The 24,209-nt window shown below is 35.7% G+C and carries 25 protein-coding genes and 1 riboswitch; of the genes, 22 read left to right on the top strand and 3 right to left on the bottom strand.

What is annotated here, in order from left to right:
* The first annotated feature begins 4 nt into the window (after positions 1-4).
* From PT287_RS07075 to PT287_RS07090, 4 genes are read left to right on the top strand one after another with little or no spacing between them, the layout of a single operon-like run.
* Positions 5-334 (top strand): PTS lactose/cellobiose transporter subunit IIA, encoded by a 330-nt coding sequence (locus PT287_RS07075; protein WP_277133745.1) that lies wholly within the window; start codon positions 5-7, stop codon positions 332-334.
* Positions 335-370: 36 nt separating this feature from the next.
* The gene (locus PT287_RS07080) at positions 371-1,672 is read left to right on the top strand and encodes a PTS transporter subunit EIIC (protein ID WP_277133746.1); all 1,302 of its coding nucleotides are present in this window, start codon (positions 371-373) and stop codon (positions 1,670-1,672) included.
* Positions 1,673-1,694: 22 nt separating this feature from the next.
* Complete coding sequence (locus PT287_RS07085; RefSeq protein WP_277133748.1) at positions 1,695-2,006, top strand: PTS fructose transporter subunit IIA; 312 nt, start codon at positions 1,695-1,697, stop codon at positions 2,004-2,006.
* Positions 2,007-2,032: 26 nt separating this feature from the next.
* Positions 2,033-3,121, top strand: a complete 1,089-nt coding sequence (locus PT287_RS07090) for a MupG family TIM beta-alpha barrel fold protein (RefSeq protein ID WP_277133749.1) — start codon at positions 2,033-2,035, stop codon at positions 3,119-3,121.
* A 157-nt stretch (positions 3,122-3,278) separates the two neighbouring features.
* Here PT287_RS07090 and PT287_RS07095 read toward each other — a convergent pair whose 3' ends face one another.
* Complete coding sequence (locus PT287_RS07095; protein WP_277133750.1) at positions 3,279-4,526, bottom strand: alpha-L-fucosidase; 1,248 nt, start codon at positions 4,524-4,526, stop codon at positions 3,279-3,281.
* A 278-nt stretch (positions 4,527-4,804) separates the two neighbouring features.
* Positions 4,805-4,893, top strand: a riboswitch (TPP riboswitch).
* Positions 4,894-4,939: 46 nt separating this feature from the next.
* Between PT287_RS07095 and PT287_RS07100 the strand changes: the two genes are divergently transcribed.
* Genes PT287_RS07100 through PT287_RS07110 form a run of 3 tightly spaced genes read left to right on the top strand, consistent with a single transcriptional unit; the run spans position 4,940 to position 6,694 of the window.
* Positions 4,940-5,518 (top strand): ECF transporter S component, encoded by a 579-nt coding sequence (locus PT287_RS07100; protein ID WP_277133751.1) that lies wholly within the window; start codon positions 4,940-4,942, stop codon positions 5,516-5,518.
* 13 nt (positions 5,519-5,531) lie between these two features.
* Entirely contained in the window at positions 5,532-6,110 is a 579-nt protein-coding gene (locus PT287_RS07105) for an ECF transporter S component (protein ID WP_277133753.1), read from the top strand.
* Between the two features lie 5 nt (positions 6,111-6,115).
* Positions 6,116-6,694 carry an ECF transporter S component gene (locus PT287_RS07110; protein ID WP_277133755.1) on the top strand — a complete coding sequence of 193 codons (579 nt, stop codon included), beginning with the start codon at positions 6,116-6,118 and terminating at the stop codon, positions 6,692-6,694.
* 42 nt (positions 6,695-6,736) lie between these two features.
* Here PT287_RS07110 and udk read toward each other — a convergent pair whose 3' ends face one another.
* A complete protein-coding gene (gene udk, locus PT287_RS07115) occupies positions 6,737-7,381 on the bottom strand; it encodes a uridine kinase (RefSeq protein ID WP_277133757.1) in 645 nt (214 codons plus the stop codon).
* 166 nt (positions 7,382-7,547) lie between these two features.
* Between udk and PT287_RS07120 the strand changes: the two genes are divergently transcribed.
* The 11 genes from PT287_RS07120 (at position 7,548) to PT287_RS07170 (ending at position 18,716) form a co-directional block, all read left to right on the top strand.
* Positions 7,548-10,301, top strand: a complete 2,754-nt coding sequence (locus PT287_RS07120) for a sigma 54-interacting transcriptional regulator (RefSeq protein WP_277133758.1) — start codon at positions 7,548-7,550, stop codon at positions 10,299-10,301.
* A gap of 169 nt (positions 10,302-10,470) precedes the next feature.
* Entirely contained in the window at positions 10,471-10,941 is a 471-nt protein-coding gene (locus tag PT287_RS07125) for a PTS sugar transporter subunit IIB (protein ID WP_277133760.1), read from the top strand.
* Between the two features lie 9 nt (positions 10,942-10,950).
* Positions 10,951-11,790, top strand: a complete 840-nt coding sequence (locus PT287_RS07130; RefSeq protein ID WP_277133762.1) for a sugar phosphate isomerase/epimerase family protein — start codon at positions 10,951-10,953, stop codon at positions 11,788-11,790.
* Positions 11,791-11,805: 15 nt separating this feature from the next.
* Entirely contained in the window at positions 11,806-12,594 is a 789-nt protein-coding gene (locus PT287_RS07135) for a PTS sugar transporter subunit IIC (protein WP_277133764.1), read from the top strand.
* A complete protein-coding gene (locus tag PT287_RS07140) occupies positions 12,575-13,405 on the top strand; it encodes a PTS system mannose/fructose/sorbose family transporter subunit IID (protein ID WP_348635185.1) in 831 nt (276 codons plus the stop codon). Before PT287_RS07135 ends, PT287_RS07140 begins: the two co-directional genes overlap by 20 nt.
* Before the next feature lie 35 nt (positions 13,406-13,440).
* Complete coding sequence (locus PT287_RS07145) at positions 13,441-14,436, top strand: SIS domain-containing protein (protein ID WP_277133766.1); 996 nt, start codon at positions 13,441-13,443, stop codon at positions 14,434-14,436.
* A gap of 12 nt (positions 14,437-14,448) precedes the next feature.
* Positions 14,449-14,862 (top strand): PTS sugar transporter subunit IIA, encoded by a 414-nt coding sequence (locus PT287_RS07150; RefSeq protein ID WP_277133767.1) that lies wholly within the window; start codon positions 14,449-14,451, stop codon positions 14,860-14,862.
* Between the two features lie 144 nt (positions 14,863-15,006).
* Positions 15,007-15,879, top strand: coding sequence for a fructokinase ScrK (gene scrK, locus PT287_RS07155; RefSeq protein WP_277133768.1), 873 nt, complete (start codon positions 15,007-15,009; stop codon positions 15,877-15,879).
* Between the two features lie 90 nt (positions 15,880-15,969).
* Positions 15,970-16,188: a hypothetical protein gene (locus PT287_RS07160; RefSeq protein WP_277133769.1), complete on the top strand. Its 219-nt coding sequence runs from the start codon at positions 15,970-15,972 to the stop codon at positions 16,186-16,188.
* 181 nt (positions 16,189-16,369) lie between these two features.
* Complete coding sequence (locus PT287_RS07165; protein WP_277133770.1) at positions 16,370-16,756, top strand: PTS lactose/cellobiose transporter subunit IIA; 387 nt, start codon at positions 16,370-16,372, stop codon at positions 16,754-16,756.
* A 493-nt stretch (positions 16,757-17,249) separates the two neighbouring features.
* Entirely contained in the window at positions 17,250-18,716 is a 1,467-nt protein-coding gene (locus tag PT287_RS07170; protein ID WP_277133771.1) for a DASS family sodium-coupled anion symporter, read from the top strand.
* A gap of 63 nt (positions 18,717-18,779) precedes the next feature.
* Here PT287_RS07170 and PT287_RS07175 read toward each other — a convergent pair whose 3' ends face one another.
* Positions 18,780-20,228: a 6-phospho-beta-glucosidase gene (locus tag PT287_RS07175; protein WP_277133772.1), complete on the bottom strand. Its 1,449-nt coding sequence runs from the start codon at positions 20,226-20,228 to the stop codon at positions 18,780-18,782.
* Positions 20,229-20,419: 191 nt separating this feature from the next.
* Between PT287_RS07175 and PT287_RS07180 the strand changes: the two genes are divergently transcribed.
* The 4 genes from PT287_RS07180 (at position 20,420) to PT287_RS07195 (ending at position 24,084) form a co-directional block, all read left to right on the top strand.
* On the top strand, positions 20,420-20,755 hold the full coding sequence (locus PT287_RS07180; protein WP_277133773.1) for a PTS sugar transporter subunit IIB: 336 nt from the start codon (positions 20,420-20,422) through the stop codon (positions 20,753-20,755).
* A 13-nt stretch (positions 20,756-20,768) separates the two neighbouring features.
* The gene (locus PT287_RS07185) at positions 20,769-21,263 is read left to right on the top strand and encodes a PTS cellobiose transporter subunit IIA (RefSeq protein ID WP_277133774.1); all 495 of its coding nucleotides are present in this window, start codon (positions 20,769-20,771) and stop codon (positions 21,261-21,263) included.
* Between the two features lie 37 nt (positions 21,264-21,300).
* A complete protein-coding gene (celB, locus tag PT287_RS07190) occupies positions 21,301-22,653 on the top strand; it encodes a PTS cellobiose transporter subunit IIC (RefSeq protein ID WP_277133775.1) in 1,353 nt (450 codons plus the stop codon).
* A gap of 111 nt (positions 22,654-22,764) precedes the next feature.
* Positions 22,765-24,084: a glycosyltransferase gene (locus PT287_RS07195; protein WP_277133776.1), complete on the top strand. Its 1,320-nt coding sequence runs from the start codon at positions 22,765-22,767 to the stop codon at positions 24,082-24,084.
* The last annotated feature ends 125 nt before the right edge of the window (positions 24,085-24,209 follow it).

The following is a 24,209-nucleotide window of genomic DNA, read 5'->3' on the forward strand; positions in this document are numbered from 1 at the left end:
GCCAATGGATGGAATTGAGCAGATTGCTTTTGAAATGATTAGCAATACTGGGGAAGCACGATCATTACTGATGAAGGTAATTGATGATGCTGACAAAGGGAATTTTGACAACTGCGAAGCTGATTTTAAACAAGCAAATGAATGCTTGAAGACCGCACAAAATGTGCATTTAAAGGTGATTAGCTCCGAAGCAAATCAGAAAAAACTGCCATTTAGTATCTTATTAGTACACGCTGAAGATCAAATGATGGCGGCAGAATTAATTCGTGATTTAGCCCAATATATTGTCAATTTGAACAAAAAATTAGTTGGGCTTGAAGATAAGACAAAATAATTTTAATAAATGTATTTACTTTAGAAGGAGGTACACATGAAATTTAATTCAGAAAAAATAGCTAACGGAATGGCTAAAATAGCCGGGAACCGTTACATGCAGGCTATTGCTAACGGGATGTCTGTTATTATTCCTGTTTCAATTGCTAGCTCGATTTTTACTTTAATTGCACAAATACCGTTACCATTTATTAAACAAAACTTGGCTGCATTGCAGCTGCCAGTTACGTTTTCAATTGGCTTAATGGGACTATATTCTTGTTATTCAATCGCTGCGCATTTAGCAAAGTCTTACAAACTTGATACTAATTCTAGTGCTGTAATTTCGGTCATGGTCTATCTGCTGTTAGCTATTACGCCAGAAACAATTACGCCGCAAGCTGCTAAAGCGACAGGCTTACCTGCAGGAACTGTTTTTCCAACGACTAACTTTGGTTCTTACGGGCTTTTCACAGCCATGTTATCAGCTTGTGTTTGTGTTTGGGTGATTCATTTCTTTAAGGAAAAGAACTTAGTTATTAAGATGCCAGATGTGATGCCACCTGCAGTTTCCAGTGCGTTTACGTCATTGATCCCAGCAGCTGTATTAATTATTGTTGCATGGTTTATCAAGGCTGCCTTACACTTCGATCTTAATACAGCTTTACTTAACTTGCTGCAACCACTAGCACAATTTGGTAAAGACAATTTGATTTCTGTCTTAGTACCAATCTTCTTTAACTCACTGTTTTGGATGTTTGGGATTCACGGTGCGATTACTTCAACTCCTGTTGTACCATACTGGTATGCACACTTGAATGCTAATATGGCAGCAATTACCCACGGTGCAACTGCTGCAACAGTGCCTCACTTTATGACTGAGCAATTCTTACAATTCTTTGTTTATATTGGTGGCTCTGGTTCGATTTTAGGTTTGTGTATTTTGTTAGCTTTCCTATCAAAGTCTAAAACCGGTAAGGCAATGGGTGCAGTTGTATTAGTACCAAGTATTTTTAACATTAATGAACCAATTATCTTTGGTCTGCCAATTGTGTTGAACCCATACTTTGCTGCTCCATTTATTTTAGCTCCAATGGCTGACGGTATCATTACTTGGGCTGCAACAGTTGCAGGATTACTTAATAAGACAACAGCAATCGTTCCTTGGGTTTTGCCTGGGCCAATCGGAGCATTCTTTGCTACTGGTTATGACTGGAGAGCAATTGTTATTGGTATCATTAACATTATTGTATCAATGATAATTTACTTCCCATTCTTTAAGATGTGGGATAGACATCAAGTTAAGGTTGAAGCTGAAATTGAGGCTGAAGAAGAAGCTGGAGCTACGGTTGAAGCTTAATTAAAATTCAGGAGGAAATATAATGAAAATTTTATTATCATGTAGTGGTGGTATGAGTTCATCATTAATTGCGAACGGCCTCGAAAAAGAAGGCAAAAAACGTGGAATTGATCTTAAAGTTCAAGCTACAGGAACCGAAAATGTTGCTGATGATTTAAATAATGCTGACTATGATGTTGTCTTGCTTGCACCACAGGCTGTTTATCGCAGAAAAGTGGTCGAAGAAGAAGCTGGTAATCATGATGTAAAATTCGTAATGATTCCAAGGACGATGTATAATCCACTTGCTGTTGGTAAATTACTTGATTTGGTTAATGAAGAATTAGCAAAGTAAGTTTGAATTAATGGGAGAGTGTAGCTATGACAATGCGAAGTATAGGATTATCAATATATCCTGATCATAGTGATGTAAAAAAGGATGAAGAATACCTTTTATTAGGCGAAAAATATGGCTTTAGCAGAATCTTTATGAGTATGCTGGAAGCTAAAGATGTTGAGGCAACAAAGAAAAAATATCAACATATTATTGAATTTGGTAATCAGCATGGCTTTAAGACAACTCTTGATGTTGCTCCACGAATCTTTAAGCAATTGGGGATTTCATATACTGATCTTTCTTTCTTTAAAGAAATTGGAGCTGCAGCAATTAGGCTGGATGAAGGTTTCGATGGCTTAACTGAAGCAGCATTATCGTATAATCCAGAGCACATGATAATTGAATTGAATATGAGCAATAACACTGGGTATTTGGATAATATTTTAAGCTATCAGGCTAATGAACCCTTTATATATGGTTGTCATAACTTTTATCCTCAGGTTGGTTGTGGACTAGACGATGATTTCTTTATTGCTGCCACTAAGAACTTCAAGAAACATGGTATTCATACTGCTGCGTTTGTTTCAAGTCAATGTGGTAAACATGGTCCATGGGACGTTAATGATGGCTTGCCAACACGAGAGTCTGACCGTAATTTACCAATTGAGGTTCAAGCTAAGTCTTTATTTATGACTAACTTGATTGATGATGTCATTATTGGTAATTCTTATGCTAGCGAAGAAGAACTGCGTCGATTAAGCGAGCTTGATCGGTATAAGCTATACTTTGATGTTGATATAATGCCGAAGATCAATCCGTTAGAAAAACAGATATTGTTAAAAGATGCCCATTTCCGTCGTGGAGATAGCAATGCGCTGGTAGCACGATCAACAATGCCTCGTGTTTGGCATCATGATGATAAAAATCTTGTTCATGATAATACTCAACAATTTGAAATTGGTGATATTTTGATTGGAAATGATAACTTTGGTATTTATAAGAATGAATTACAAGTAGTTTTGCAACCACATAGTGATCCACGTAAAAATAAAGTTGCAAGTATTGATCCTAATGAGTTATCGCTATTAAAGTATTTACAACCGTGGACTAAGTTTGGCTTTACTGCTCGTTAATAGTTAATTAAACTCTATAAAAAATATTCAATTTTATGCACTTTAAGTGATTATGCTTAAAGTGTTTTTTGATGTAAATTTATAAATTTTTACATCAAAAATATCCTATTGATAACATCTTATCAATAGGATGAAGTATTATTATTTTTAATTTGATTTAATCTTCAAAAATAATTTTAGCTACTCTAACACACCAATCTGTCCCATAGGTGTATCCACTGGTGTCAATTGTCAATATACCTGAATTTGGATCATGCATGAAATAAAGTTCGGCATTATTGTCAAGCCAGATAATTCGCTTTATTTTTTTGAAAAATCCTGTGAACGAGCGTAAATTAATTCCTTCACCACCTAGGACAACATTTTTATCACCAACAATATTTAGATCATGAATAAACAAATAACTGTTATTTGTGTTACCCAGTACTAAATCTTTGGTATGACCACTCGCACTAACATCTTTAAGAGGGTGAGTATTATAAATTGCTTCCGAGTATGTATTAGTCCATTTACCAATTTCTTGCATAATAGCTTGGTTAGTTAGTGGGATTGTACCTGTGCCAGTTAGTCCAATATTAATTAGGATATTTGCACCAATACCACGAATATGAACAATATTTTCAATTAATTCTTTAACCGATTTAAAGTTTAGATCATTTTGAGCATATCCCCAGTGATTATTCATTGTTATTGAAGATTCACCAGCTAAATATTTATTATTAAATCCATGATTTATCTTGTTGGGAGTTTGTCGTTCATAAGTAACTACATCAATTTCTGGATCAACAATTTGACCGCCATTTTCTAATCCAGTGTTGTTGATAATGATTGCTTTAGGCTGATATTTGCGGATAGTGCCATATAATTTTGGCAACTGCCAATCTGCATCTTTTTTATCCCAATTGCCATCGAACCAGAAGCCACTAATTTTACCATAGTTTTTACAAAGCAATTTAACTGACTTTAATAAATAATCTAAATATTCATTAAAATGATCATGATAAAGCTCAGAGTGCCAGTCATAAGTTGCAACATAAAAGAAGGGAGCGATGTCAGCATCTCGACAAGCTGACACAAATTCTTGGATTAAATCCCTGTGCGCTGGGCTATGCATAACGTCAAAGTTTGATAGTCCGTGAGTATCATATAAGAAAAAGCCTTCATGATGCTTAGTGGTTAAAACGATGTACTTTGCCCCCATTTGTTTTGCTACAGCTACTATTTTTTTAGCATTAAAATCTTTAGCGCTAAAAGTATTAATTAATTTCTCATACTTGTCCCGATCTATATGATGAATATATTCTGTCCATTCTCCTTGAGATAATTGTGAGTATAAACCCCAATGAATGAAAAGACCAATACCCATTTTCTCGAATTTTTTAATTCTAGGAAATACTTTAATCAATGGTTCTCCTCCTAATGAAATATATATTAATACTAATTAAACCATGTTTGTTACTGTAAAGCTAGATGATTTATAGCCAAAAATGAAACTGCTATCATTAATATCATAATTGCTTTGTGGTGGCTTTAAAACTGATAATTTAATTTGTATTTAAAAGATTTTATTTAGAGTAAGCAATATCTGTATAATTGTGTAACTGGTTTTGCCAAGATAAGTATTATCAAAGTAAATTTTAAGTTACTTTTGTTATCATTGTGGTATACTATTTTTAATTAAAAATTAGTCACTAGGGGTGCCAATAGCTGAGAATTACCCTCGGAACCTGAACAGGACAATGCCTGCGTTAGGGAAGTGTTTGAACAAGCATTTAATTTGTACTCCTTCTGACTTAAAAGTTAGTTAGGAGTATTTTTATGTTTACAAGATCATCAAAATGGAATGTTAAGTCGGTAATTTTGGTCGCATTGATTGGAATTATTATGGGAGTAATTTATACTTACGGCTTTAATTGGGCCTACAACATCATTAAAATGGCACTTGTACCTACGGGCTTTGCACCGGTAACGGACACCGTCTTTTCGGGCTTATGGCTAATGGCAGCACCACTTGCAATGTACTTTGTCCCGACAATTGGCTCTGGTACAATTGGTGAAGTTTTGGCTTCAATTGTAGAAATGGCAATTGGTGGTCAATGGGGCGCAATAACGGTTATTTCGGGTTTGATTCAGGGAGCAACGAATGAAATTGGCTTTTTCCCGAAAACCGCACGTTACCAAAACTTTTCTTGGAAGAGTGTGATGATTGGTGCCTTCTTTGCCGGATTAGGAATCTTTATTCCGTCATATATTCTTTATGGTTGGGGTAAATTTAATATGACAGTGCAAATTGTTATGTTTATTACTAACATGATTTCGGCACTTGTCTTTGATGGTGTGCTGGTTAAATTAATCGCTAATCTGTTTGACCGCACGCTAAAGCCGCACCTTGCATAAATCGAGGCCAATTATGTTTACAAGATCATCAAAATGGAATATCAAAGCTATTATTTTAGTCGCCTTAATTGGGATTTTGATGGGTATCTTTTATACCTATGGTACCAATTGGCTTTATAATTTGGTTAAAATGTTGCTGCTGCCAACGGGGTACGCTCCGGCAACCGACGCCTTTTTTGCTGGCTTATGGTTAATGGCGGCACCGCTTGCGATGTATTTTGTCCCGACAGCTGGCTCAGGATTAGTGGGCGAATTGCTGGCTTCAATCGTAGAAATGGCTTGTGGCGGCCAGTGGGGTGTCACCACTGTAGTTTCTGGATTAATGCAAGGCTTAACGAATGAAATTGGCTTTTTCCCGAAAAAATTCCGCTACCAAAGATTTTCTTGGCGCAGCGTTTTGACTGGTTCATTTTTTGCTAGTTTTGGCTTTTTTATACCGTGCTATCTAATGTATGGTTGGTATAAATTTGCGGTTAATGTGCAAATTGTGATGTTCTTTGTCAGTATCATCTCGTCAGTGTTGTTTGACGGAGTGTTGGTTAAATTAATTACTAACCTGTTTGATCGCGTATTAAAGCCAAAAGTGAAATAGATAAAATGATTACTAAATATTCAAAATGGAATATCAAGGCAATTATTTTAGTTGTCTTAGTTGGAATAATAGTTGGTTTTATTTATGAATTTGGTGTAGATAATTTGTATAACTTAGGTAAGATTTTGCTGCTGCCAACGGGCTTTGCACCAGTGGCCGATGCTTTATTTACAGGGTTATGGTTAATTGCAGCACCACTGGCGGTGTACTTTGTACCATTGCCTGGAGCAGGTATCATTGGAGAATTTTTAGCTTCTGTTGTAGAAATGCTTTTAGGTGGTCAATGGGGTGCAATGACAATTTTTTCAGGACTTATTCAAGGTGCAACCAATGAAATTGGCTTTTTCTCGAAAAAGTCCCGCTACCAAAGATTTACATGGAAGAGTGTTTTAATTGGGGCAGCCTGTGCAGGCGTAAGTTCGTTTATTAGACGTTATATTATTTATGGTCTGGGTTACTATCAATGGCAATTACAAATAATGTTGTTAATAATTGATATCTTATCTGCACTTTTGTTTGACGGAGTGTTGGTCAAATTAATTACTAACCTGTTTGATCGGGCGTTACAGCCAAGAATAGAATAATTTTAAGTAGACAAAAAGGTCGAGGATAATTCCTCGGCCTTTTTAATTAGTTACTTCTTTTCGTAAAATTGCGTGGACTTTAGTGGTTAACATGTCGATTGCAACATCATTTGCGCCGCCTTCGGGAACAATGATGTCAGCGTAACGCTTGGTTGGCTCAATGAATTGGTGGTACATTGGCTTAACTGTGCTTAAGTATTGGCTAATTACGGAGTCAATTGAACGGCCACGTTCATTAATGTCGCGTTCAAGTCGTCTGATGAAGCGGATGTCGTCGTCGGTATCAACGTAGACCTTGATGTCCATTAAGTCCCGAATTTCTTCGCTTCCTAAAACCAAAATTCCTTCAAGAATGATGATGTCAGCAGGTTCAATATGAATAGTTTCACTGCTTCTTGTGTGTTCTTTAAAGTCGTAAACTGGCATTTCAATTGGCTTGTAGTTAAGTAAGTCGTTGATTTGTGCCTTAAGCAAGGGAATATCGAATGCATCGGGATGGTCATAATTAATCTTCATCCGTTCGCTCATCGGAATACCGGTATTATCCTTGTAGTATGAATCCTGCGTCATAATTAGGACGTGTTCATTTTCCTGCATTTGGTCAACAATTTTGTGGGCAATCGTTGTTTTTCCACTGCCCGAACCGCCGGTAATCCCAATTACGACGGGTTTTTCAAGTTTAGACATTCAGACTCTCCTTTTTTATCACATAACATTCTACTTTAGTTTGAGTTGAAATACCACTGATAAAGTGATAAATAGCAGATTTTAAATTAAAATAACCGATTTCGCCTTGAACAGTTTTTGTAAAACCGCTAACATAATTGTGAAATGAATTTACGGAGCAAGTGGTATGAATATTAAAGCGAAAATATTATCTTTAATTAAGGAAAATAATCAATCTGAAGGACACTTTTTATCAACTAGTGACTTAGCAAATAAATTAAATGTTAAAAGAAATACGGTCAGCCATTATCTTAATCAATTGGTAAAAGAAAATCAGATTATTAAAATTAACACTCGGCCTGTGATTTTTGTAGATCGCTCTAATGTCGGGCAAGACAGCGATCAGCCGTTGAAGCAGGAGTATGCAAGTATTGCGGAATTGAAGCAGGGTCTTTCTGGTTCTGATACTTTTAAAAGCGTGATTGGCCATGACCAGTCACTTTATAGCCAGATTAGAAAGCTGAAAGCAGCAGCGTCTTATCCTGGGAGGTTGCCAATTTTAATTAATGGTCAAACAGGAACGGGTAAAAGCTACATTGCGCGAAAGTTTTTTGATTATTGTGTAGAAAAAGGATATATTGCCGCACAAGGAAAATTTGTCAGTTTTAACTGTGCGGAATACGCGGATAATCCGGAATTATTGACTAGTACATTATTTGGTTATGCCAAAGGAGCATTCACTGGTGCCGACGAAGCCCATAAAGGATTGTTTGATGAGGCCGATAATGGCATGCTATTTTTGGATGAGGTTCACAGACTAGATCCTAAGGGTCAAGAAAAACTATTTTCTTATCTTGATACAGGAACAGTCTCCTCATTAGGTGAAGCCGCGGAAAAAAGACAGGTAAATGTGCGCTTAATTTGTGCTACTACCGAAGATATTCAGAGCAGCTTTTTATCGACCTTTATTCGCCGGATTCCAGTTCAGATTACAATGCCACCGTTGAAGGAAAGGACTTCTAACGAAATCCGTTCTTTAATAATTTACTTTTATATCCAACATGCCAAGAAAATTGGGCGAAGTTTACAAATTAATAATCAAGTCTTTGCGACGCTGATGAACATGGATTTCAAAAGTAATATTGGTCAATTGAAAAATGCCGTTTTACTGTCTGTTGCCAGTGCTTTGGGCGAAGCTGACTCAGCTGGCACAGTGCAAGTTAAACTTGGGGATCTTCCGCAAGATATTTTGCTTTCTGAGGTTAATTTGGATAAGCAGGGGATGTCGCAATCGCAGAGCGATATTGTCATTAACCCAGAAAGTAAGTTAACCGATTTTGTGAATAACCGCCAAAGCATTAACTATATTAAGCAAACTTTTGAAAATATTTTTTCCATGTATGAGCAGGAGGATTTTTCCTCTTTTCAAGTTAAGGCTTTTTCTAAAGTTAATGCCTTATGTGATTACTTAGTTTTTAAAAAAGATGTTTTAGATATTGGTGAGCTGCCGCTGGATTTTATTAAAAAGTCACTTAATAGTGAAATAGGATACTTGCAGGATGACTTGCGTAATGACTTTAATGGTAATCTTATCGTTGCTATTTCCTATTATTTTTATTTTAGGCAAGAAAGTTGCTGGTCCGTTTCACCACATGAGGGACAACTGGCAACCGAGATAATTACTAAAATGAATGAAAGTAATTATACTGCTCAGGTTGTTCAAACGGTTATTAATGTTGTAAGTAAAATGCTAAATTTGCATACTGATGAAATTGATAATCTTTTTTTGACGATCTATCTTAGTGGCGTACAACGTAAGAAAAATTCTGGCCTGATACATTGTATTTTGCTGGCTCATGGCTATTCGACTGCTAGTAGTATTGCGGACACAGTTAATAAAATTGCTGGAGAACCGCTTTTGGATGCCTTTGACATGCCGATTGATATTCAAACAGAAGATATTGCCCAAAAAGTTTCGAATTATATTCATGTTCGGCACGTAACTAATGGCTTAATCTTAATGGCCGATATGGGTTCTTTAGAGAAAATTCCGGAATTACTCAAAAAAGATTTAAACTTTCCTGTGGTTATTTTTAATAATGTTTCTACTCAATTAGCACTGTTTGTGGCAAGTTATGTTAAAGAGCGTCGGCCAATTGACACGATTGTACAGAAGATGGACAAAGTAATTCATAATGATTATCGAATTGTTTATCCCAAGATGGTTAAGCAAAATGTTATTATTGTTTGCTGCTCAACTGGTGTGGGGACGGCAAATAAGATAAAGGAAATGATTCAGGAAAGTTTGCCAAAAGACGTTGATATTAAGATTATGGCATGTTCGTATGAATGGCTAAAAATTGAGGATCAGGAAAGTGCAATTAAAAGAAAATATAATGTTTTAGTTGTGATTGGGACGATTGATCCTAAATATAGCAGCGTCCCATTTATTTCTTTAGATCAATTAGTTAATGGCTCTAAAATCAGTTTGCTGCAAGGTACGTTAAAAGATAGCTTGAGTGTAGATGATTTATACAGATTTAATGATTTGATTTTGAAAAACTTCAGTATTGAAAGGGTAATTAATTCACTAACAATACTAGATACAAAAGAAGTAATTAAAAATATTGACCTGTGTATCAAGAAAATAGATGAGTATCTGGATACAAGGTTGCCTAACCAAACAATTATGGCATTGTATGTACATATCAGTTGCATGATTGAAAGAATAATTCGCAATCAGGTTTTAGAAATTGAGCCGATAGATTTTAAGATAGATAAGAATAGTCAGGACAACTTTAACTATATCAAGAAGGCATTACGTTTACTTGAGCAAGTTTATAATATTAAGATTCCACTTGTGGAAGTCGAGTATATCTATGAATTGATTTTTAAGACTAAGAATAATCAATTAGACTATACAAAAGATGATGATTTTTGACAGTAACTTTTCAAATAAAATAGTGTCAAATTATATCTAAAAAGTACAAAATGATTTATTAAAAGCGCAATCATAATCATGATTGCGCTTTTTTTGACAGAAACTTGGCACGAAAATTGCTTATATATGTTTGAAGTGCGAATTTAATAATTTTAAAGGAGGAATTACTTTGATTAGACTTATGCGAGTAGATCATCGGTTATTACATGGTCAAGTTGCCTTTTCATGGACACAAGAGCTAGGTGTTAACTGCATTTTGATTGCGAATGATGATGTGCCAAACAATGATATTCGTAAGACAGCGATGAAATTAGCTAAACCACAGGGTGTCAAGCTTGTAATTAAGAATGTTGAGAACTCTATCAAGGCCCTGCAAAGTGGCGTTACGGATAAGTATAAATTGTTTATTGTTGTTGAGTCAGTAGCGGATGCATATGCGTTAGCGACAGCATACCCCAAAATAAAACAAATTAATTTGGGTGGTACTAAGCCAGCTGATGGAACAAAACAAATCAGTAAGGCAGTTAATCTTACTCCAGACGATGAAAGTAAATTAAATGAACTTATTGAGAAGGGTTGTGAAATTGAAATCAGGCAAGTTCCTAATGATAAAAAAGTTTTCTTCAAGGATATTGAATAGGAATGACTTATGAACAACAAAATTAGTAAAACGCGATTATCAGCGATGAATTATTACTATCGCAACTTTTCGTTGGACTATTTTTTAGACTCAGTTAGTCAAGATGGGTTAACGAATATTGAATTATGGACTAGTCCGCAACATTTTTGGATTGAAAAAGATGGTCACCAAGATGTTAAGGAATTAAAAAGAAAAGTAGCAGCCCATCATTTACAAATTATTTGTTTGACACCGCAGCAGAGTAATCCTAATCCGTATAACTTAGCGGCCAAGGATGAAAGATTGCGCAAAGATTCATTTGGCTATTTTAAAAATCTAATTGATAGTGCAGCAGAGTTAAATGTACATCTAGTTGCTCTTAACTCTGGCTGGGATTTTTATGATGAAGACCCTGCAGAAGCTTGGGACAGATCAGTTGCAATGCTAAAGAAGGTTGCTGACTATGCGAAGGATCGTGAAGTTAAAATTGCCATTGAAGCGTTACAACCAGATGAATCGCATCTAGTGAATTCGATTGTTGATTTAAAGCATTATCTAAAAGATGTAGATAAGGATAATGTTGGTGTCAACTTGGATTTAGGTGCCATGGCTAGAAATTATGAGACTATTGCACAATATTTTGAATCATTGGGCGAAAAAATAATTCATTGTCATTTCGTTGATGGTAACCCTGTAGGGCATCGCTGCTGGGGTGAAGGTGAGCGTAATCCCGGAGAAGACTTCAATGTATTTAATTATTATGGCTATCAAGGATATTTTACTTTTGAATTTGGTCAATCCAAGTATTTTTTAAATCCTGCGGAAACTGAACGAAAAGCATTGCGGTTTTTAAATCCGTTTTTAAAATAGATGGGAGAAATAAACATGAGTAATGTGGGAACATCTTTATTAATAGGCCTGATAGGGTTTATGGGACCACTGGACTTTGTTATCGGGTCTAACATGCTAAACAGACCTATCATTTTGGGTCCATTAGTTGGTCTTGTTTTAGGAAATTTGACACAGGGAATAATCATTGGTGCATCTTTGGAACTAGTCTTTATGGGCGCGATTTCAGTTGGTGCCTATTTACCTCCTGATGTTATTGTTGGTGGTGTTTTAGGAACAGCCTTTGCGATTTCTTTGGGTAAAGGTGTTGGTGCCGCAATCGCAATTGCGATGCCAATTGCCATGCTTTCGTTAGCGATTGGTAATTTAACAAGTGTCATTTTCCCAGCGATTGCACATATTGGTGATAGATATGCTAAGCAAGGTAAGCCGGGAGGAATTACGGCATCATTATGGGGAATTGGTTTAATTGAATGTACTCGTCGGGGAATATTGTGTTTCTTAGGGTACTTCGTTGGTAATGCAGGGATGAAGACATTACTAGGAATGATTCCACAAAATGTAATTGATGGCCTTCAAGTTGCAGCTAACATGTTGCCTGCTATTGGATTTGCAATTCTATTACAAATGATTATTAACGATACTGTACTACCATATTTCTTCCTTGGATTTTTATTATCGGCTTATCTAAAGGTTCCAGTACTAGGTGTTGCGTTGTTCGGCTTAATCATAGTTGTTGTAAAACTTCATAACGATAAGAGTAAACCAGCTGTTAGTGCTAATGGATCTGTAGAGGAGGATATTGATGATGACGATGACTTCTAATGAAAAAAAGGTAACTGATAAAGATTTAAGACAGATTATGTGGCGTTCACTTACCATGGAATTTGGTTGGAACTATGAGCGTCAAATGCACTTGGCCTTTGCCTATATGATGGCGCCATTAATGAAGAAATTGTATGGCGATGATCAAAAGGAATACGCTGAATCGCTGGAACGACAGATGGAATTCTTTAATTGTACGCCACAATTTGTACCATTTATTGGTGGCGTTGTGGCATCAATGGAAGAAGAAAATTCAAAAGAAAAGGATTTTGATGTTTCAACAATTAGTGCAATCAAAACTGCACTGATGGGGCCTCTATCTGGTATCGGCGATTCATTGTTCTTGGGAACCTTGAGAGTATTAGCAATTGGGATAGCAGCTTCCTTGTCCTTAAAAGGCAATATTTTAGGGCCAATACTATTTTTACTAATCTATAATGTTCCAGCTTATATCGTTAGATATTTCGGTGTAAAGGCTGGTTACAATATGGGTACTAGCTACTTAAATAAAATCCAAGCTTCTGGACTGATGGACAAGTTTAAGGATGCGGCAGGTATCTTGGGAGTTATGGTTATCGGTGCCATGACGCAAAATATGGTTGTTGTAAAGGTAGTAGCTAAATTTGGTACTGGTAAAACAGCTACGTCACTTCAAAGCATCTTAGATGGTATTCTTCCAGGACTTTTATCGTTAGTTGTTCTATATATCTTTTATGTTTTGAACAAGAAAAAAGTTAATGTCCTGTGGCAACTTTTAGGGGCAACTGTTATTGGAGTGTTGCTAACTGTCTGGGGCGTACTTGGAGTTTAGTGTAAAAATAATTATTAGTGAAAGAGAGAATAAAAATGCGTAAATTTAACAAACAAGAATTAGTAGACAGTATGAATGGTGCTTTAAAATTAAGACCACAGATTAATGAAGTAATTGATCCATTATATAAAAAAGGTATTTCTAATATTTGCTGGTTGGGAATAGGTGGAACTTATGCTTCTGCTATGCAAGCTGTTATTCACATGAAGGAAAAGACAGCTCTAGAAACTTTTTATCAAAATGCTGCTGAATATATCGTGACAGGTAACAAGAGAATTACTGATAAAACTCTGGTAATTATTTCTTCAGTTACTGGTAACACCAAGGAAATGGTTGATGCTGTTAAGAAGCTAAATGAAGTTGGTGCGATTGTCTTAGGCTTTATGGATGATCCAAAGGCGAAATTGGCATCAATGTTAACTTATTGCATTTCTTATCCAGAAAATGAACAATTGAAGTTCTTCATGGTTGGCGACCGTTTGATGTATCTCAATGGCGAATTTCCAGATTATGATGAATTTTATCAGGAAATGGACAAGCACTTTGCTCAAGATATTGCTGATGTGCAAGAAGGTGCTGATGATTTTGCTAAAGATTTTGCTGAAAAACACCATGATGATGCAATTCATTACTTTGTTGGTGCCGGCAATCAATGGGGTGCCACTTATTCTTATGCGATGTGCTACTGGGAAGAGCAACACTGGATTAGAACTCGTGCAATAGAAGCAGCAGAATTTTTCCACGGGATGTTTGAAATCGTCGACCGTGATACTCCAGTTACTGTTTATGTTGGTGAAGATACACAACGTCCTTTGAGCGAAAGAGTTGCAAAATTCTTACCGCAAATTTGTGGCAATTATACAATTATTGATTCGAAAGACTATGATTTGCCTGGAATTTCTGAAAAGTATCGTGGTACATTGTCACCATTTGTTTTCCATGCAATTAATAATCGGATTGATGTTCATATTGAGCATATTAATCGTCACCCAATGGATATTCGTCGTTACTATCGCGCCTTACCATACTAATTGGAGGCGAAGATGGTCGGAGTATTAATTTGTACCCATGGTAATTCTGCTCAGGAGTTACTTAAATCAGCCGAGATGATTTGTGGTGAACAAAAGAATTGTGAAACTGTTAAATTTGCAGTTGGTGAGTCATTAGATAAATTGCAGGCAGAGCTTGATGAAAAAATTAGTTTGCTAGATGATACAGTTCTTTGTTTAACAGATCTAAAAGGTGGCACGCCATTTAATACCTTAGTTAGGTTAACTCAAAAATATCCACAAATGGAGATAGTCACCGGTGTAAACATTCCAATGTTGTTACAATTATTTATTAATCGCGGACAGATGGCAGTATCTGAACTGGTTGATTCAATTGTTGATGCAGGCAAAGTAGGTGTATATCGCTATCAGGCTGCTAAACCTGATACTAATGATGAAGATTTTTAAAGAGCAATAAATTTATTTTCTAAATCTCGAAGGTAAAACTTCGAGATTTTTTGAATGTAACTTTTATTTTTGAACCTGATTGAGTTAAACTTAAATAGTTAAAATAATAAAGTTATTAAAATGTTAAGTATCAAGGAGATAAAAATGTTATTTGGCTCAATTGAAGGTGGCGGAACAAAGTTTGTCTGTGCAGTAGGTAATGAAAATTATCAGGTTAAAGATTCAATTTCGTTTCCGACAACAACCCCGCAAGAAACATTGCAAAAAGCAGCCGATTATTTTAAACAATTTGACATAGCAGCTATTAGTATTGCATCTTTTGGGCCGGTTGAAATTCGGCAAACGGCAGCTAATTATGGTTATATTACAACCACTCCCAAAAAGGGCTGGCAGAATACAGATTTCGTCGGCTTTATAAAAGAGCAAATAGATGTACCAATCTTTTTCACAACTGATGTTAACGGCTCAGCATACGGAGAATATGTCATGTCGCTATTATCTAATGAAGATATTGATTCATTGGTTTATTACACGATTGGAACTGGTGTTGGCGGTGGTGCGATTATTGATGGTAAACTAGTTGGTTCTTTGGGGCATCCTGAAATGGGCCACGTTTTACTTAAGCGCCATCCTAATGATTTAGAATTTAAGGGTGTATGCCCATATCATCATGATTGCCTTGAGGGACTTGTTTCTGGGCCAACATTTGAAGCACGCTTAAATAAAAAAGGCAAGGATGTGCCATTAACCGATCCCGTATGGGACATTATGAGTTATTACGTGGCGCAAGCGGTTTTGCAGGTGACGTTAATCTTACGACCAGATAAGGTAGTCTTTGGTGGCGGGGTAACTAGCGAAGCATTTTTGCAAAAAGTCCGCCGTGATTTTGCCCAAATGCTAAATGGGTATGTTAATGTGCCAGATTTGGATAAGTATATTGTAATGCCGGCAATTGCTGGTAATGGCTCGGCAACAGTGGGTAATTTTGCCTTGGCTAAACGCTTGTTAAAAGAGTAGTATTTTCATCAAAAATATATTGCCTTTTTGATAAATGTACCTATAATGTATGTATAAAAATATTTTTAATAAAAGTTGAAGGTGATATTTATGAATAATATGTTGATAGGAATCGTTTTTGGTATATTGTTACTTTGTGCTGGCGTTTGGGAAGCTTTTGCAATGCATAAAAATATTGGTTTTAATAAAACTCATGCTAGCAAAGAGACTTCGTCATTTTTGCTGTGGTCTTACTGGATGGAGCTAGTCTTTAGTATCGTATTCATCGTTGGCGGTATTGTAATGCTGATTGGTTCAGTATTAGCTTAAGACTAAAATATATTTTATAAAGAATTTAAACTTTAGCAATCTTCTTAAAGGGTATAATGGATTAAATAGCTTGCTTGTGAATAATGATATATGTTATTAATGAACAGTTTACTTATTTTTTGCAAGCGCTATAATTAAAACATAAAACTTAATATTTAATACATTTTAGGAGACTAATGAGATGGCTGAAGAAAAAAATACTGCTAAAGAAGAAACCCCAGAAGACCAGGAACAAGCAACGTTAATGGCAGCGATGGGCTTGATTGCTAATGGTGGTAATGCCAAAAGTTTAGCATTTGAAGCAATTCGCGCTGCTAAAAAAGGTGATATTGATACTGCCAGATCGAAGTTAAAGGAAGCTGATGATTCCTTACTTCAGGCGCATAATTCACAAACAGATATGTTAACTAAGGAAGCACAAGGCAAGCATACACATGTTACTTTGCTAGTTGTCCATTCACAAGACCACTTGATGAATGCCATTACTTTTAGAGATTTGGCAGGAGAAATGGTAGATTTGTATGAAAAGTTGTACAAAGCTAATGCGTTAGAAAAAGATGGTGAATAATCTTGATACAAAAGAGGCCTAGCAGGTCTTTTTTGTATGATAATATAACTATTTCTAAGAGCTGCAAGAAAAGAACATTTTCAATGATTGCAAAGATTTTTCTAGTTTTTGCTATTTGTTTATTAGGAAAGTAGATTTAGATATGTTGTATAAACAACAGGAAGTAATAGAAAAATAATAAAAGACTGTAAACTAAAATTGAGGTTTACAGCCTTTTTAGATCTGTTAGATAAATAGCATTATTTAGCAGTTTGAATTAAGGTGAGAGTGTTGATATATAATTTGCAAAAATCACAAGTATTCATTGGTTATTTGTAGTTGGTGATAATTTAGAGTCTACAGTAGTAAGTACAGTTTTCACTTTAAATAAAGCTAAAGCATTTATAATTCTTCTAAAAATAAAGTATTTTTTTACTGTTGTAAATAGCTTGCTAAGAATATATAATATTTTACGTTAGAAATTAATTTACTCACAATTTTAAAGAGAGGAACTATGAAAACTTTAGAAAAAGTACATTATCAAGGATTTATTTGGCCCTTAATTGTTGGCGTTATCTTGTGGTGTATTACGCCGTGGCGACCAACAGGATTAACGCCGCAAGCTTGGGAAATGTTTGCTATTTTTGTGGCAACAATTGTTGGTTGTATTACTAAACCTCTGCCAATTGGTGGGACTACTTTGACTGGTTTGGTAGTTATGGTGTTAGCTGGTTTAGCCCCAATTAATAATGTGGTTAATCCCAAAACTGGCGTAATAACTAAAGGTATTTTGAGTGCTTTTAGTAATTCAGCAGCGTGGTTAATTGCTATGGCCTTTATTATGGCTTATGGTATTACTAAGACTGGTTTGGGTAACCGCATTGCCTATTGGATGATTGAACGCTTTGGTAAAAAGTCATTGGGTATTGGTTATGCAATTACGGGTCTAGAATTAATTTTGGGTGCTTTGATTCCATCAAATAGTGCAAGAACTGGTGGTGTTGTTTGGCCGCTAACAAAATCAATTTCGGAAAGCTATGATTCTAAGCCAAATGATTCGTCACGTAAGAAGATAGGCTCGTATATTGATTTGGTTGCTTTTCATGCCAATATTTTATCTACGGCATTATTTTTAACAGGTGCGGCAGCAAATGTGGTTGCACAGCAAATGGCGGCACAAAAAGGCTACCAAATGACCTGGGCTAGTTGGTTTATTGTTGCAATTGTTCCAGTAGCAATTGCAGCAATTATTGTTCCGTGGCTTTTATATAAGATATACCCACCAGAAATTAAAGAAACACCGAATGCTAAACAATGGGCTAAAGATAATTTGATAAAAATGGGTAAGGTAACAGTTCCTGAAAAAATTATGGCTGCTGTTTTTGCTTTGTCAATCTTATTATGGATTTTATCAGGAATTATCAAGGTTCCACAATTAGATGCAACTTTTGTTGCCTTTTTAGCAGTTACATTATTGTTGTTAACCGGTGTTTTAACGGCGCAAGATATTTTTAATCAAGCAGGTGCTTGGAATATTCTGGTCTGGTTGTCCATCTTAGTCTTTATGGCAGGAAAATTAATTTCATTTGGTTTTATTGCCTGGTTTTCGAAGAGCATTCAAATGAGTTTACATGGAATTAGTTGGGGCGTTGTCCTAGTTATCTTGGTTTTAGTAATGTTCTATACACATTATTTCTTTGCCAGCGGTACAGCTCATGTGACAGCTTTGTATTTACCGTTCTTGTCAGTAGCAGTTGCAACTGGCGCACCATTGCCACTAGCTGCAATGTTATTGGCTTTTACGACGGTAATTAACAATTCATCGACGCATTATGCTAATCCATCAGCATCAATTTTAGCAACAACAGGCTATGTTACTCAGGGAGAATGGTGGAAGAATAACTTTATCATTGGTCTTGTCTATTTAGTAATCTTTGGTGTAATTGGCACATTATGGATGAAAGTTTTGGGTATGTGGTAAAAAATAACGATAAAAAATAGGATTTACATATGAGTACGTAAATCCTATTTTTTATTTAAATAACTAATCTAAGTCTTGACCGTTTGACTTAATTACTTTTTGGTACCAGTAGAATGAATCCTTGCGTGACCGCTTTAGAGTTCCTTCACCTGCATCATTTTTGTCAACGTAGATAAAGCCATAACGCTTATCCATCTGACCTGTTCCGGCAGATACCAAGTCAATTGGTCCCCAAGGTAAGTAGCCCATTAAGTCTACGCCATCAAGAGCAACAGCCTTTTCCATTTCAGAAATATGTTTACGCAAGTAGTTAACACGGTAGTCATCATGGATTGAGCCGTCTGCTTCAACCTTGTCATAAGCCCCAAGACCATTTTCTACAATAAATAGTGGGAGATGATAGCGGTCTGTTAAGTGATTTAAGGCAATTCGCAAACCTTCTGGATCAATTTCCCAGCCCCAGTCACTGCGTTCTAGTGTTGGGTTAACGTCAATTGCTTGAGCAAGATCGCTTAATTCATCAGGCTTAACCTTTTTAGCAGAAACAGTTGTGGTTTGGTAGTAGCTAAAGCCAATATAGTCAACTGTACCTTCTTTTAAAATAACCCGATCTTCATCAGTAATATCAGGACGATAGCCATGACGTTCAATGTAGGCTTCAACTTCCTTAGGATATTCACCAAAAGCATGAACATCTGAGAACCAATCACGTCTTTGTTCAAACTTATCGGCTAATAATACATCATCAGAAGATGGTGTTAATGGTCTAACTGGTGAGTAATTAATCATGCAGCCGATCTGAAAGTTAGGATTAATTTTATGACCAACATTTACAGCTAAGGCTGAAGCAACTAATTCATAATGAGCTGCTTGGAACATTGCAGCTTCTTTTTCTTGATCTGACATGCCTTTTTTAAATAAGATACCTGAATTAGTGGCCATTGAAAAGTCATTGCCATAGTCTGATTGATTATCGATTTCGTTAAAAGTCATCCAATATTTAACTTTATCTTGATAACGCTTGAAGCAAACTGTTGCAAAACGTAAGAAGAAGTCGATTACTTTTCGATTAGTGAAGCCGTTATACTTTTTAGCCAAATGGAATGGCATTTCAAAGTGGGACAAGGTAACAACCGGTTCAACGCCGTATTTGTGGCAAGTGTCGAATAACTTATCGTAAAACCTTAGTCCTGCTTCGTTTGGTTCCTGATCATCACCATTAGGGAAAATCCGTGTCCAAGCAATTGAAGTTCTAAAGGCCTTAAAGCCCATTTCAGCCATCAACTTAATATCTTCATCATAATGATGGTAAAAATCAATTGCGCTGTGGTTAGGATAATTCTTACCTGGAATAACACCATCGGTTATTTCTCTAGGCTTAGTCGCAGAGCCGACAGTCATGACATCGGCCATCGATACGCCTTTATTATCCTCATTCCAAGCACCTTCTAATTGGTGAGCGGCAACTGCGCCACCCCATAAAAAGTCATCTGGCATTTTTGCTGAATACATAAGAAACCTCACTTAATAATTTTAATCAGTTAATAACGCTTACAATTAGCATTGTATAATAAAGGCTTATGTTTTCAAGATTATCTTTTAAGATAAATAAAAAATTAATATTTATTTGCACTTTTTTGAAAACGTTTTATAATATATTGCATAGAACAATATCTATAGGATACATTTTAGGGGGAAATATTATGGCAGAACAAACTATTATGCTGAATTGTGCAGCAGGAATGAGTACATCATTGTTGGTAACTAAGATGCAGGAAGCAGCAAAAAAGCAGGGCATTGATGCAAAAATTTTTGCATGTCCAGCATCAGAAGCACCTCAGCATTTAGACCAAGAAACTATTGATTGCTTATTGTTAGGGCCGCAAGTTCGTTATATGGAAGATGACATGAAAGGCAAGGTTAAAGGCAAGGGCAAAGATGGCAAGGATGTTCCTGTTGCTGTAATTGATATGCAAGCTTATGGCATGATGAATGGTGAAAAAGTTCTTAAGCAAGCCGAAGACTTGATTAACGGTTAGAGGTTTAGATAGGATGGCCAATGAAAAGGATGAAATAGCTCGTAAAAAATATGAAGATAATTTGAAATATCTTTATTTTAGTCGGTATCTAATGTTAAGATATTCGGTCACTGCATATTTGTTTACAAACATATTTTGGCTGATTTTTTCATTACCATATAAAAAGCTAGTTGGAATTATCACTGCCGCAATAATGACAATTTTTGTGGCGATAGCGGCTATTGAACAGCTAAGTAAAATGCATAATCATGACTTAGATGTGCCGATAACCAGAGTCTATTTTTGGATTCAAATCATTGTAAATGTCTTGCTGATTGTTTTGTTAGAGCTTCCAATAGGAAAGTATTTTTTCCCGTTTGTTTCTGATCAAAGCAGCAAGGTACTAATTCTTACCATTTTACTAGTTGGGATAGTCCTTGCTTGTTGTTGTGAAGTACGAATTAAAAACATCATTAAAGGAAAAGATCGATATGCCAAGGTAATCACAACATTTAAAAAGAATAATTAAGGCCAAATAAGGGCTTTACTGTTAGGAGGAAAACTTTATGGCTGAAGAAGGAAAAAAGCCAATGAAGGATAAAATTACCAAAATAGTCGGTAAGTTTGCCAGCACAAGATTTGTGCGGGCAATCATGGATGCTGGTTATAGTGTAATTTCGTTTTCAATTGTCGGTGCGTTTTTTCTGATTTTGACAGTTTTACCAACTGTAATTAGAAATCCTGGATTTACCAGCTTTTATAATAGTACGATTGGTCGTTTTGACAATTTATATCAGGCTGTTTATAACGCTACGATGGGGATTTTGGCATTAGTCTTTTCAGGAACTTTTGCTTATTCATATACCAAGATATATCGTGATGAGGAGCACGTTAATTTAATTCCAGTCAATGGCTTAATGATGTTCTTAATGGCCTTCTTTATTACGGTTCCAGAACTTGTTTGGCAAAATGGTACAGTTCAATTCTTAACTACCTTTACCAAAACAAAGATGGTTGCTGGTGGTTATGAAGCTTCTACATCTGGTATTTATCGAATTGGTGCCGTTGGTATTTTTATCGGATTAGTTCTTGCTTGGCTAACTGTCCAAATTTATCGTTATACTATTAAACATAATTGGCAGATTAAAATGCCAGCTTCAGTTCCGTCTGGGGTATCGAACTCGTTTAGTGCCTTAATTCCGGCTGCTTGTATTGCAGTAGTCGTTGCTGCAATCAATGTAGCCTTAGTTATGGCTGGAACGGATCTATTTAAGATCTTATTTATTCCATTTTCGTTTATTAGTAATATTGCGGATACTTGGTGGGGATTTTTAATTATTATTTTCCTAATTCACTTCTTATGGTGGTTTGGGATTCATGGTGCAACTATTATTAGTTCCTTCTATACACCAATTGTTTTGGCAAATTTGGCAGAGAATGTAAAAGGTGCCTATCATGTTTTTGCTGGGGATCCAGTAAATGCATTTATCAATATTGGTGGGTCTGGCGCAACCTTTGGTGTTGCTATTTGGCTATTATTACGTGCTCGTTCGGCACAATTAAAGGAAATCGGTAAAGTAGAAATTGTTCCTGCAATTTTTAATATTAATGAACCGTTGATCTTTGGTTTGCCAATTGTTTATAATGCCAACTTATTAATTCCGTTCGTTGGGGCTCCATTGGTTTCAGGACTTATTGCATATTTGGGAATTGCAACTCACTTAGTACCAAAAATTATTGCGCAACAGCCATGGCCAACCCCAATTGGTTTGAGCGGACTTATTGCGACGGCTAGTTGGCAAGGTACAGTGTTGTCAATTGTTTGTGCAATTGCAGCATTCTTAGTTTGGTATCCATTTATCAAGCACTATGACAATGTTTTACTGAAGCAAGAAAAAGAAGCTGCAGCACAAGGTTAAAAGTTAATTTGAAACAAAGCAACTAGTTGGTTATGACTAGTTGCTTTTTAGTTATAGATATTGGCATGATAGAGGATAAGTCGAAAGTATAATTGTGGAAAGAATAAAATAATGATAGATGTTTCAATTATCGTTGCTGTCTTTAATGAGGAGAAGTATTTAGCGCGTTGTTTACAATCTTTGGCCAGTCAAACGTTTACGGGTAAGTACGAAGTAGTAGTTGTTGATGATGGCAGTACAGACGGTACTGCTGATATTATTCAAAAATTCAGGGATGCATATCCTGATATATTTATTTCAGTAAAACAAAAAAATCTTGGTCAGGGAATGGCAAGAAATAATGGTATTAGTATTGCTAAAGGAAGCTATATTGGCTTTACTGATGCTGATGATTGGGTAGAAGCTAACTATCTTTCAGAATTATTTGACAGTATTACGAAATACCAAAGCGATATTTCTGTATGTGATGTACATAAAATTTTTGTTGAAGAAAAAGCCGAAGCTGATATTAGGTCAATGAAATGTGATGATGGCTTGATCGATATAGCTGCATACATTACAGAGGGACAGAGTAATTCTTATTCATGGAATAAGTTGTATCGCAGAGAAATTTGGCAGACAAATAAGTTCCCTAAGATGGTGTATGAAGATTTAGATATTCTAATTCCCATTATGAGCAGATGTAAAAAAATATCGTATGTTCATCAGGCACTTTATTATTATTATTATAAACATTCAGATAGCACAACATCGGCGTATACTAATCCGCGCTTATTTCAAATTTTTAAAGCTTATGAAGATTTAATAGCAAATAGTACGGATCGGTATAAACTGGAAGCACAATTTTGTGCAGTTAAGCGAATACTGATTAATATGAATACCGTTGGCTTCAATTATTACTTATCATATTTTATATTGTTGCTAAGAAAAATAAATAATCTCAATAATGATAATTATTTGATTAATAACAATGAGAGGACTAAAGATATTCAATATTACAGTAATCGTGAAGTTTTGCCTCAAAATATATTTATTCCCGAATCTGCAAATTTGAAAGCATGGAATTATTATAAATTTGACGAAAAAATAATGCCTTACTCTGATGATTTAAGAGCTACGATTGATAAATTATTTGCAGAAGGTGGTCTATTGATACTAGGCAAACTTAATCCTCAAGCACCAATCGGTTATTTAAGAAGTTTAAATGATTTTATTCTTCTTGATACTAATGGGCAGATATTGATAATTGGCTTATCCGCCAAACATCCATTAGCAAATTTGTTGGTTAATAACTATGATAATAAAGAAAGCCCGTCTGAATATTTTGACAAAATTTTAGCTGATAAGGCTAGCTATAATCGCTTGTTGAATGAAGTGACAGTTATTAACATTAATGCCCTAGACAATAAAGTTTTGTTTGCAAGGTATTAATGGCCATATTGTAATTAAGGCAATCAGTTTTTTGAAGCTGCTTGTTTTTTATGCTCTTTTCACAAACAACTTTTAAGTAATCTAACTAGCTTTTTGGTATGATACAAATGTAACCAAAAGTGTTT

The organism is Lactobacillus sp. ESL0679, assembly GCF_029433515.1.
GTDB lineage: Bacteria > Bacillota > Bacilli > Lactobacillales > Lactobacillaceae > Lactobacillus.

Excerpts from the sequence above, each read along its gene's own strand:
- PT287_RS07160 (WP_277133769.1), top strand. The coding sequence starts at position 15,970 with ATGAATAATATGTTGATAGGAATCGTTTTTGGTATATTGTTACTTTGT.
- PT287_RS07145 (WP_277133766.1), top strand. The coding sequence starts at position 13,441 with ATGCGTAAATTTAACAAACAAGAATTAGTAGACAGTATGAATGGTGCT.
- PT287_RS07090 (WP_277133749.1), top strand. The coding sequence starts at position 2,033 with ATGACAATGCGAAGTATAGGATTATCAATATATCCTGATCATAGTGAT.
- PT287_RS07150 (WP_277133767.1), top strand. The coding sequence starts at position 14,449 with ATGGTCGGAGTATTAATTTGTACCCATGGTAATTCTGCTCAGGAGTTA.
- PT287_RS07085 (WP_277133748.1), top strand. The coding sequence starts at position 1,695 with ATGAAAATTTTATTATCATGTAGTGGTGGTATGAGTTCATCATTAATT.
- PT287_RS07135 (WP_277133764.1), top strand. The coding sequence starts at position 11,806 with ATGAGTAATGTGGGAACATCTTTATTAATAGGCCTGATAGGGTTTATG.
- PT287_RS07165 (WP_277133770.1), top strand. The coding sequence starts at position 16,370 with ATGGCTGAAGAAAAAAATACTGCTAAAGAAGAAACCCCAGAAGACCAG.
- scrK (WP_277133768.1), top strand. The coding sequence starts at position 15,007 with ATGTTATTTGGCTCAATTGAAGGTGGCGGAACAAAGTTTGTCTGTGCA.
- PT287_RS07075 (WP_277133745.1), top strand. The coding sequence starts at position 5 with ATGGATGGAATTGAGCAGATTGCTTTTGAAATGATTAGCAATACTGGG.
- celB (WP_277133775.1), top strand. The coding sequence starts at position 21,301 with ATGGCTGAAGAAGGAAAAAAGCCAATGAAGGATAAAATTACCAAAATA.
- PT287_RS07100 (WP_277133751.1), top strand. The coding sequence starts at position 4,940 with ATGTTTACAAGATCATCAAAATGGAATGTTAAGTCGGTAATTTTGGTC.
- PT287_RS07180 (WP_277133773.1), top strand. The coding sequence starts at position 20,420 with ATGGCAGAACAAACTATTATGCTGAATTGTGCAGCAGGAATGAGTACA.
- PT287_RS07080 (WP_277133746.1), top strand. The coding sequence starts at position 371 with ATGAAATTTAATTCAGAAAAAATAGCTAACGGAATGGCTAAAATAGCC.
- PT287_RS07175 (WP_277133772.1), bottom strand. The coding sequence starts at position 20,228 with ATGTATTCAGCAAAAATGCCAGATGACTTTTTATGGGGTGGCGCAGTT.
- PT287_RS07130 (WP_277133762.1), top strand. The coding sequence starts at position 10,951 with ATGAACAACAAAATTAGTAAAACGCGATTATCAGCGATGAATTATTAC.
- PT287_RS07110 (WP_277133755.1), top strand. The coding sequence starts at position 6,116 with ATGATTACTAAATATTCAAAATGGAATATCAAGGCAATTATTTTAGTT.
- PT287_RS07120 (WP_277133758.1), top strand. The coding sequence starts at position 7,548 with ATGAATATTAAAGCGAAAATATTATCTTTAATTAAGGAAAATAATCAA.
- PT287_RS07185 (WP_277133774.1), top strand. The coding sequence starts at position 20,769 with ATGGCCAATGAAAAGGATGAAATAGCTCGTAAAAAATATGAAGATAAT.
- PT287_RS07105 (WP_277133753.1), top strand. The coding sequence starts at position 5,532 with ATGTTTACAAGATCATCAAAATGGAATATCAAAGCTATTATTTTAGTC.
- udk (WP_277133757.1), bottom strand. The coding sequence starts at position 7,381 with ATGTCTAAACTTGAAAAACCCGTCGTAATTGGGATTACCGGCGGTTCG.
- PT287_RS07195 (WP_277133776.1), top strand. The coding sequence starts at position 22,765 with ATGATAGATGTTTCAATTATCGTTGCTGTCTTTAATGAGGAGAAGTAT.
- PT287_RS07170 (WP_277133771.1), top strand. The coding sequence starts at position 17,250 with ATGAAAACTTTAGAAAAAGTACATTATCAAGGATTTATTTGGCCCTTA.
- PT287_RS07140 (WP_348635185.1), top strand. The coding sequence starts at position 12,575 with ATGATGACGATGACTTCTAATGAAAAAAAGGTAACTGATAAAGATTTA.